We start from the raw sequence: 8,981 nt of genomic DNA on the forward strand, positions 1-8,981 counted from the left end.
GCCGAGCCGAAGCTGGTGGCGGCGCGCGAGACCGGCCTGCAATACGATCTGGAGGAAGGCGGCGACGTCTTCTTCATCCTCACCAATGCCGACGGTGCCAAGGACTTCAAGGTCATGACCGCGCCGGTCTCCGATCCCGGCCGCGCAAACTGGCAGGAACTCGTGCCGCACGAGCCAGGCCGGCTGATCCTCTCCATCACCGGCTTCAGGGACTATCTGGTGCGCCTGGAGCGCAAGGACGGTCTGCCGCGCATCGTCGTGCGCGAGCGTGTTACGGGCAACGAACATGTCATAGCCTTCGAGGAGGAGGCCTATTCGCTCGGGCTCTCGGGGGCCTACGAATACGACACGGAAATCATCCGTTTCTCCTATTCCTCGATGACGACGCCGACCCAGGTCTTCGACTACAATATGCGCACGCGCGAGCGCACGCTCCTGAAGACGCAGGAAGTGCCTTCCGGCCACGATCCGGACCGCTACGTCACCCGCCGCTTGATGGCTCCGGCGCCCGACGGCGAACTGGTGCCGATCTCGCTGATCCACCGTCGCGACATCACGCTCGATGGCACGGCGCCCTGCCTGCTCTACGGCTATGGCGCCTATGGCATCACCATCCCCGCCTCCTTCAACACCAATTGCCTGTCGCTGGTCGATCGCGGTTTCGTTTACGCCGTCGCCCATATACGCGGCGGCAAGGACAAGGGCTTTGCCTGGTATGAGGACGGCAAAAAGGAGAAGAAGGTCAACAGCTTCACCGATTTCATCGCCTGCGCCCGCCATCTCGTGGCAGAAAACTACACGAGCCACGACCGCATCGTGGCGCAAGGCGGCTCGGCCGGCGGCATGCTGATGGGCGCGGTCGCCAATATGGCGCCGGAAGCCTTCGGCGCGGTGATCGCCGAGGTGCCTTTCGTCGATGTGCTCAACACGATGCTCGACGACACGCTGCCGCTGACGCCGCCGGAATGGCCGGAATGGGGCAATCCGATCATCTCGGAGAAGGACTACCGGACGATCGCCGCCTATTCACCCTATGACAATGTGGAGGCGAAGGACTATCCGCCGATCCTTGCCGTCACCGGGCTAACCGATCCACGTGTCACCTACTGGGAGCCGGCCAAATGGGTCGCGCGCCTGCGCGCCAAAAAGACCGGCGACAATCCGGTGCTCTTCCGCATCAACATGGATGCCGGCCATGCCGGAGCCTCCGGCCGTTTCTCACGGCTGGAGGAGGTCGCCTATACCTATGCCTTCGCGTTGAAGGTGGTGGGGATGAGCGAGTAATTGACGGCGGGCGTCATCCCGGCCGGACGAGCGTAGCGAGGAAGAGCCGGGCCCCAATCCGTGACATCTCCAATGTTCCGGGATGGGTCCCGGATATGCCGCCCGGCTCCGCCTCCCGGCATCCGGGATGACGTTCGTGCTCGCTATTCACTGCTCGCCATTCGCTCTCTTGTATCCATTGGCTCTCGCCGGCACCGCCTTCAGATAGGCGGCGATCGCCTGGCGATCCTCATCGGGCAGTTGTGCCATGTTCTGCTGGACGGCCACCATGGCGCCGCCGACGGAATCGAAGTCGGGCGTGAAGCCGCTTTCCAGGTAATAGGCGATATCGGTCTCCGACCAATCCGCCAGCCCGTCCTCGTGCGGCGTAATGTTGGGGACGGTCCCCTCGCCTTCCAATGCACGACCGCCGGCAAGCCACTGATCCAGCCTCGGCCCGCCGGTGAAAAGGCGCGGCGTGTGGCACTCGCCGCAATGGCCCGGCACTTCGACGAGATAGCGCCCGCGCCTGACGGCTTCGGGAGCGTTGTCGGGCAGCGAGATGATGGGTTCCTGCCGCATATAGGCGAGCTTCCACAAGCCTATGCCGCGGCGCAGATTGTAGGGAAACGACAGTTCGTGCCCATCCGTCTTCCCCTCCACTGCCGGCAGGGTTTTCATGAAGGCGAAGAGGTCGGCAACATCCTGCGGCTCCATGCGGGTATAGGACGTATAAGGGAAGGAAGGATAGTAGTGCCGGCCTTCCGGCGAGACGCCCCGCAGCATGGCGTTGGCGAAATCATCCACGCTCCACGAGCCGATCCCGTCTTCGGGATGGGATGAGATGTTTGGAGCGGTGAAGGTGCCGAAGGGCGTCTTCAACTGCAAGCCGCCCGCCAGTTCCAGCCGCGCATCCCCCTCGGCCTTGGGCCGGGCATGGCAGGACGTGCAGCCGCCGGCCCAGAATATGCGCTCCCCGCGCCCGGCATCGCCCGAAGCCATGGAAGCGATCGCATCGGCGTCGAGATAGCGTGGTTCCGTCAGAAACCAGAAGCCGACGCCGCCGGCGATCAGGAGGACGAGGATTGCAACGGCCAGCCTTCGCAGCGGTCAATCTCCGGCTATAGGTCCCGACCCTAGTTCCTCTGGATGCGGAAATCTTCGTGGCAGCCCCTGCAATTGCCGAGGACAGGTGTGATCGCGGCCTTGAAAGCCTCGAGATCGGCGGGACCGTCCTTGCCCGATGCTTCCGCGGCTGCGGCCGAATCGGTCTGGAACTTGGTCACGGCCTCCTGAAAGCCTTCCATGTTCTCCCAGATTTTGGGTGATGCCGTGGTGTCGCCCCCGGTCTCGCTGCCTTCAGGGAAATAGTCACCAAAAGCGAGCGCGGTGGCGTGCAGAGCGTTTATGGCCGCCTTGGCAACGACCGGGCTGTAGTCCATCTCGCCTTTGAGCATGGCGGCAGCGACTCCTGCGGAGGCTGCGTTCGATTCCATGAGCGCCTGACGCACCGCGATCGGATCGTCGGCTGCGGCCACGAGCGAGACGGAAAGGACGAGCGCCGAGGCGGCGAATATGAGCTTCTTCATGAGTATCCCCTGATCGTTCGTGGAAAACTTGCAGAAAACAGCACGTCCGACAACGCTGCGCAAACTGCAATAATCCGCACGATTCCATCACGGTTTCGTGAAACGAAATCCGGAAAGTGTCTGCCTACCCCTTGCCGGCGCATGAAATACGGGCAGCCATTCCGTGCCGACGGCAAAGTCGCCGGAATGATCGAGACATGCCGATTGCCGGCAGCTTCCGCTCAATCGACCTTCAGGTCGACGATCCCCCATTCCTTGCCGTTGACCACCGTCATCTCGCCCTTCGCCTTGCCGAAAAGGGCCTGAGCCATCGGTGAGACATGGGATATCTTGCCCTTTGCGGCATCGGCCTCGTCCTCGCCGACGATCTTCCACGTATTCTTGTGGCCGTCCTCGTCCTCGACTGTGACGCTCATGCCGAAACGCACGACGCTGCTGTTCTTCTCGGGTACCGAGACTTCCGCATTTTCGCGCCGCGCATTCCAGTAGCGAAGGTCGCGCGAGGCGATGGCTATGCGCTCGCGATCCTGCTCGGACTCGGCCCTGGCCAGTTCCTCGCGCGCGGCGGCAATCTCCGCCTCGATCATGGCCAGACCCTCGGGCGTGACCAGGTTGCGATGCGGACTGACGGGGCGCTCTCCGACATCGGGGAGGCCGCTTTCGCCGTCCTGTTCCCGGGTGAATGCTCTGCTCATTCAAGGACTGTATGCGCCGATAGCTGGCAATACAAGTGCACCATGAAGCACCCTTCCGGTGGAGCAAAGGCCGCCCGCTATCCCAAGAAAATTGTATTTCCATCCGAGGGCGGGAACAAAATCCGCGCCTGTTCGTATGACTGAAAGTGGTCAACCGTGAACATGTCGAGACGACCTATGGCACATATTCATCCGAGGCCGAGCGTCGCGATCGTCAGACACCCGACATATCCGATTCTCGTCCCCTTCCCGGTCGTGTGCTTCACCCTGACGCTCCTGACCGACATCGCCTACTGGCAGACGTCCAACCTCATGTGGCTGCACTTTTCGGAGTGGCTGCTTTTCGCCGGCATCGTGGTGGGGGTGGTCGCTTTCCTCGTCGGCCTGACCGAATTTCTGGTGCGTCCGGGAATCCGTGCGCAATGGCCCGGCTGGCCGAATGCGATCGGCAACCTCATCGTGCTCGTCCTCGCCCTCATCAACAATCTCGTCCATACCGGCGACGGCTGGACCGGCGTGATACCTTACGGGCTGATCCTTTCTGCAGCGACCGTGCTTCTCATGCTCGTCACCGGCTGGCTGGGCGGTTCGACGGTCTACCGTTATGCGGTCGGAGCGCGCGATCATGACTAGCCGCCGGAATCCCCGTAACACAAGCGCCATCCTTGCCGGAAGCTGCCTCCTTCTCCTGCTCGCGGGCTGCGGCGATGACGGCGCGGATTTCGACGTCTCCAGCCAGATCGGTCCCGATCCTGTCCTGCCGGAGCCCAGCCACTACGACCTTCTGCCTGACCTGAAGGTCGCCGAGGTGGTCGGCTGGCAGGAAGGGGAAACGCCGACCGTCCCGGATGGCCTCACCATTACGGCCTATGCGGAGGATCTCGCCCATCCGCGCACGGTCCACACCCTTCCGAACGGCGACGTGCTCGTGGTGCAGTCGCGCGAGCCGCCCGGCAAGCCGGTCAACCGGCCCAAGGACGTGATCCGCGGCTGGATCATGTCCATGGCCCAGGGCGGCGGCGGAGACGAAAAGGAAAGCAACCTCATAACGCTGCTGCGCGACACCGATCGTGACGGGCAAGTGGATGAACGAAGCGATCTGCTTACCGGTCTCCATTCGCCTTTCGGCGTCGCATGGTACGAAGGGACGCTTTACGTTGCCGCGGCCGATGCGATCCTTGCCTATCCCTACGAACTCGGCGAGACCGAGATAGCTGCCGAACCGACGGTGCTGACGCCCTTGCCGGGCGGCCCGATCAACCACCATTGGACTAAGGATCTCGCGCTGAGCCCGGACGGGCGCTACCTCTACGCTTCCGTAGGCTCCAACTCGAATGCAGGCGAGCGCGGGCTGGAGGCCGAAAAAGGCCGGGCGGCGATCTGGCAGGTCGATCGCGAGACGGGGGCGGCCCGCGTCTATGCCTCGGGCCTGCGCAACCCCAACGGCCTGAACTTCCATCCCGAAACGGGCGAGTTGTGGACCGTTGTCAATGAGCGCGACGAGCTCGGCCCGAACCTCGTGCCGGACTACATGACATCGGTGCAGGAAGGCGCTTTCTATGGCTGGCCATGGAGCTATTACGGCAATCACGTGGACAAGCGGGTGCATCCGCCGCGGCCTGACATGGTGGAGCGGGCCATCCCGCCGGACTATGCGCTTTCGAGCCATGTCGCCGCCCTCGGCCTGGCCTTCTCGAACGGCTCCGCCTTGCCGGAACCCTATGCGAACGGCGCTTTCATCGGCGAGCATGGCAGTTGGAACCGCAGTTCCTTCAACGGCTACAAGGTCGTCTACGTACCGTTCGAGAACGGCAGACCGGCTGGCAAGGCACAGGATGTCGTCACTGACTTCCTCAACGGCGATCAGGCCCGCGGCCGTCCGGTCGGCGTCGCCATTGACGGCACGGGTGCCCTTCTCATTGCCGACGATGCCGGTAACACCGTCTGGCGGGTCGCGGCGGCGGATGGCTCGGTCACGCCCGAGCCGATCGGCACGGATCGGGTCACGGCAGGCGCAGGCGCCGACGAAGCCCCTGCCGCCGGAGCGGCCCCGGATGCAACCGCTGCTCCAGATGCGGAGGAAGGCGGCGCGGCCCCGGACAATGCCTCTCCAGGCACGGGACAGACCGGGACGAATCCGCCACAGACCGACGTCGCCCCGACGACCTTGCCGGAAGACGCTGTTCAGGATGGTCCGGAGCAGCCGGAATAGCGGCTACGGACCTTCCTTTCGACCAAAGCGGACCATTACCAATTCGGACCGCCGCACCCGGTCTTAAAAGCAACAACCTGCTGCTGTGGTCTTTCAGGCGTTGCTGGCGCGGGGTTTGCGCTGCAAACCGGCCGCCGGGACATGAAAGGACGAGCAATGGCCATCGCCAGGAATACGATCTGCCTGTGGTACGACAAGGATGCCGAGGATGCCGCGCGCTTCTACGCCGAGACCTTTCCCGACAGCTCGGTGGATGCCGTCTACCGTGCTCCCGGCGATTATCCGTCCGGCAAGGAAGGTGACGTGCTGACCGTCTATTTCACGGTTCTGGGCATCCCTTGTCTCGGCCTCAATGGCGGGCCCATGTTCAAGCACAATGAAGCCTTCTCGTTCCAGATCGCCACCGACGATCAGGAAGAGACTGACCGTTACTGGAACGCCATCGTCGGCAATGGCGGCCAGGAAAGTGCGTGCGGCTGGTGCAAGGACAGATGGGGCGTCAACTGGCAGATCACGCCGCGCGTGCTGACCGAGGCGCTGGCGGCCGGCGGCGATGAGGCGAAGCGGGCGTTCGAGGCCATGATGGACATGACAAAGATCGACGTCGGCGCAATCGAGGCCGCCCGGCGCGGTTGACGGCGCCGGCATCCACCGCTCTCGTCATTTGTGCTTGCTTGGGCTGAAACTCAACTTGCCGGGAAGGCTATGGTCGCCAGGGGCCCCGCCGGGCGCAGGACGCCGACCTCGATGCCGCGCCAGTTCTTCAGCATCGGGCGGGAAAGGAAATCCAGCGTCGCTGAAAGTGCCGCATCCTTGGCAAGGAGCCGGGACAGGACGGCCGCCACCATGACCTCCGAGGCGCGGCCGGCGCCGTCGTCGCATTTGATGGCAATGCCGAGCCCGAGTTCCGGAACGGCCGCGCAATAGACGCCTTCCGCCCCGGTCTTGACGAAGATGCGGCTGGCCGTCTTCTCCATCAGTTGCGTGTTGAAGCGGTCCGTCCCGGCGACATGGAATGGCTCGGTCATGCAGGCTGCCAGGAGGCGACGCGCCGCCTTCGCCCGCTCAGGGCCGAGGCCACTGCCTGTGGCCATGCGGGCAAATCCGCGCGCGAGGCTGGCAAGCGGCACGGCATAGGTTGGGATGGAACAGCCATCTGTGCCGCAGACATCCGCCGCATGGGCAGCGCCCGTGACGTTTTCCATCGCCTCGCGCACCATTTCCTGCATCTCGTGACCGGGGGCGACATAGCCCCGATGGTCGATGCCGAGATGGCGGCAGGTGCAGAGAAAGCCGGCGTGCTTGCCGGAGCAGTTATTGTGCAGGCTTGCCGGCGAAGCGCCCGTCCGTGCCAGCGCAAGCGCGACCTGCTGGTTGCTCGGCCAATGGGCGCCGCATTCGAGCGCCGTCTCGTCGAGCCCCGCCTTCCGCAGCATGCCGCGCGCCAGCTCGACATGAGCCGACTCGCCCGAATGGGAGGCGCAGGCGAGCGCCAGCTCTTTTTCGGTGAGGCCGAAGCGGTCGGCTCCTCCGCTTTCGATCAGGGGCAGTGCCTGGATCGCCTTGACCGCCGAGCGCGGGAAGACCGGGCGCGCCGTATCGCCGATCTCCAGCACAGCCTTGCCATCGGCATCGAAAACGACCACCGCGCCGCGATGGCGGCTTTCGACCACATTGCCGCGAAGCACTTCCACCAGGACCGGATTTGCCATCAAATCACCCGAATGCCAGAAATCATCAGAGGCAGTATTAGAGGCGTGAGGGGAAAGCAAATATTGATGCGATTGGCGAAGTTCGTTTCCTTGCTCTTGATCCTCGTCTTCATCTTTCCCGCATTGGCGACCGCCGGCTGGTGGTCGCTCAGGGACCGGCCGGACTCCTGGAGTTCGGCCGACTGGTCGGCAACCGGCATCCTGCTCGACCCGGCCGCCGACGAGGAAGCGGCGGTCTATCTGATGGCGGCGCGCACCGGCGGCCTCAAGGGCGCCTTCTCCGTCCATAGCTGGATCGTTATGAAAGAGCCGGCGGGACGGGAATATGTGCGCTATGACACGGTCGGCTGGGGGATGCCGATCCGCAGGAACGGCTATCCGGCTGATGCGCGCTGGTATTCCAACGATCCCGAGATCATCCATTCCGTGCGTGGGGAGGAAGCGGCAAGGTTGATCCCGCTCTTCGAGGCGGCGATCGAGCGCTACCCTTATTCTGGCCGTGGCGATTACCGCATTTGGCCGGGGCCGAATTCGAACAGCTTCATCGCCTATCTGTTGCGCGAAGTGCCGGAATTCGGGGCTGTCATGCCGCCCAATGCGGTCGGCCGCGACTTCGCGCCCGGTTTCTTTTCGGCGGACTGGTCGCCCGAAGCCTGGGACTTTCACGCCACCTTCGGCGGTTTTCTGGGCTTTGCCGCCGGTTTGCGTTCGGGCCTGGAGGTGCATTTCGCCGGCCTGGTCGCCGGCATCGACTTCATGCGCCCGGCGTTGAAGATCCCGGCCTATGGACGGCTGGAGCTCATCTGATCGCGGCACCTACCATTGCGGCACCGCTTCGTAGCCCCTCTGGCCTGCCCTAATCCGACAGCAGGCCGGCCGCCGAGAACCCGCCGTCGACAACGAGCGTGTGACCGGTGATATGGTCCGATTCGCGCGACAGCAGGAACGAGACGGCCGAGGCGATCTCGGCCGCGCTTGCGGCGCGGCGCTGCGGCGTGCGGGCAAGCCATGAGCGCGATAGTGCTTCACCCACCGCCTGGCCGTCCGCCACCGGCCCGCATGCCACGCAATTGACCCGGATGGCGCTTGGCGCAAGCTCCAGCGCCATGGCTTCCGTCAGCATCTTCAGCCCGGCCTTGGCGGGCGCATAGGCCGTGCCGCCGCTGCTGGCGCGCAGGGCCGAAACGGTGGCGACATTGACGATGGCGAGGGTCTGGCCCATGCGCTCGGCAGCCGCCTTTCCGGCGGCAAACGGGCCGACGAGATTGACCTCCAGCATTTCGCGGAAATGCTCCACGCTGGCATCCTCGAAGGGTATCCCCCCTCCCCGATCCGCACAGCTTACCAGCGCGCCGATCAGGCCGAACACATCGACCACCTGGTCGAAGGCGTCGGCGATCTCGTCCTCATCGGTGATGTCGGCGGCGAGCACCAGCGCATCCTCGCCGGAGAAGCGCTCTTCCGCCTCATCCAGCGCCCCCCCTTCCATATCGATGATGGCGACCGGCCA

The 8,981-nt window shown here is 64.2% G+C and carries 10 protein-coding genes; 5 read left to right on the forward strand and 5 right to left on the reverse strand.

The window, feature by feature from the left end; translation table 11 throughout:
• Window positions 1-1,284: S9 family peptidase (locus L598_RS14015; RefSeq protein WP_144863420.1), on the forward strand; the 1,284-nt coding region annotated here is incomplete at its 5' end.
• A gap of 147 nt (window positions 1,285-1,431) precedes the next feature.
• Here the strand turns inward: L598_RS14015 and L598_RS14020 are convergent.
• The 3 genes from L598_RS14020 to L598_RS14030 all read right to left on the reverse strand — a co-directional run bounded on the left by L598_RS14020 (window position 1,432) and on the right by L598_RS14030 (window position 3,547).
• On the reverse strand, window positions 1,432-2,265 hold the full coding sequence (locus L598_RS14020; RefSeq protein ID WP_348642757.1) for a cytochrome c: 834 nt from the start codon (window positions 2,263-2,265) through the stop codon (window positions 1,432-1,434).
• Window positions 2,266-2,399: 134 nt separating this feature from the next.
• Window positions 2,400-2,852 (reverse strand): cytochrome c, encoded by a 453-nt coding sequence (locus L598_RS14025; protein WP_144863424.1) that lies wholly within the window; start codon window positions 2,850-2,852, stop codon window positions 2,400-2,402.
• Between the two features lie 221 nt (window positions 2,853-3,073).
• Complete coding sequence (locus tag L598_RS14030) at window positions 3,074-3,547, reverse strand: GreA/GreB family elongation factor (RefSeq protein ID WP_144863426.1); 474 nt, start codon at window positions 3,545-3,547, stop codon at window positions 3,074-3,076.
• Between the two features lie 177 nt (window positions 3,548-3,724).
• Here L598_RS14030 and L598_RS14035 point away from each other — a divergent pair, with 177 nt between their 5' ends.
• From L598_RS14035 to L598_RS14045, 3 genes are all read left to right on the forward strand, one after another.
• Window positions 3,725-4,180 (forward strand): DUF2231 domain-containing protein, encoded by a 456-nt coding sequence (locus tag L598_RS14035; protein ID WP_186445047.1) that lies wholly within the window; start codon window positions 3,725-3,727, stop codon window positions 4,178-4,180.
• Window positions 4,173-5,759 carry a sorbosone dehydrogenase family protein gene (locus L598_RS14040; protein ID WP_144863430.1) on the forward strand — a complete coding sequence of 529 codons (1,587 nt, stop codon included), beginning with the start codon at window positions 4,173-4,175 and terminating at the stop codon, window positions 5,757-5,759. Before L598_RS14035 ends, L598_RS14040 begins: the two co-directional genes overlap by 8 nt.
• Before the next feature lie 162 nt (window positions 5,760-5,921).
• Window positions 5,922-6,395, forward strand: a complete 474-nt coding sequence (locus L598_RS14045) for a VOC family protein (protein WP_186445049.1) — start codon at window positions 5,922-5,924, stop codon at window positions 6,393-6,395.
• A gap of 50 nt (window positions 6,396-6,445) precedes the next feature.
• On the opposite strand, the gene L598_RS14050 is transcribed toward L598_RS14045, so the two are convergent.
• Window positions 6,446-7,471, reverse strand: coding sequence for an asparaginase (locus L598_RS14050; RefSeq protein ID WP_144863434.1), 1,026 nt, complete (start codon window positions 7,469-7,471; stop codon window positions 6,446-6,448).
• 66 nt (window positions 7,472-7,537) lie between these two features.
• Between L598_RS14050 and L598_RS14055 the strand changes: the two genes are divergently transcribed.
• Window positions 7,538-8,278 carry a DUF3750 domain-containing protein gene (locus L598_RS14055; RefSeq protein ID WP_144863436.1) on the forward strand — a complete coding sequence of 247 codons (741 nt, stop codon included), beginning with the start codon at window positions 7,538-7,540 and terminating at the stop codon, window positions 8,276-8,278.
• Between the two features lie 49 nt (window positions 8,279-8,327).
• Here the strand turns inward: L598_RS14055 and L598_RS14060 are convergent.
• A partial coding sequence (locus tag L598_RS14060; protein ID WP_186445048.1) for an SDR family oxidoreductase occupies window positions 8,328-8,981 on the reverse strand: 654 nt, incomplete at its 5' end.

This window comes from Mesorhizobium sp. J18 (assembly GCF_007829525.1).
Classification (GTDB): domain Bacteria; phylum Pseudomonadota; class Alphaproteobacteria; order Rhizobiales; family Rhizobiaceae; genus VLJP01.

Bases quoted from the DNA above. Each gene is read 5' to 3' on its own strand.
- L598_RS14050 (WP_144863434.1), bottom strand. From the start codon at position 7,471: ATGGCAAATCCGGTCCTGGTGGAAGTGCTTCGCGGCAATGTGGTCGAA.
- L598_RS14035 (WP_186445047.1), top strand. From the start codon at position 3,725: ATGGCACATATTCATCCGAGGCCGAGCGTCGCGATCGTCAGACACCCG.
- L598_RS14030 (WP_144863426.1), bottom strand. From the start codon at position 3,547: ATGAGCAGAGCATTCACCCGGGAACAGGACGGCGAAAGCGGCCTCCCC.
- L598_RS14020 (WP_348642757.1), bottom strand. From the start codon at position 2,265: ATGGCTTCGGGCGATGCCGGGCGCGGGGAGCGCATATTCTGGGCCGGC.
- L598_RS14025 (WP_144863424.1), bottom strand. From the start codon at position 2,852: ATGAAGAAGCTCATATTCGCCGCCTCGGCGCTCGTCCTTTCCGTCTCG.
- L598_RS14040 (WP_144863430.1), top strand. From the start codon at position 4,173: ATGACTAGCCGCCGGAATCCCCGTAACACAAGCGCCATCCTTGCCGGA.
- L598_RS14055 (WP_144863436.1), top strand. From the start codon at position 7,538: ATGCGATTGGCGAAGTTCGTTTCCTTGCTCTTGATCCTCGTCTTCATC.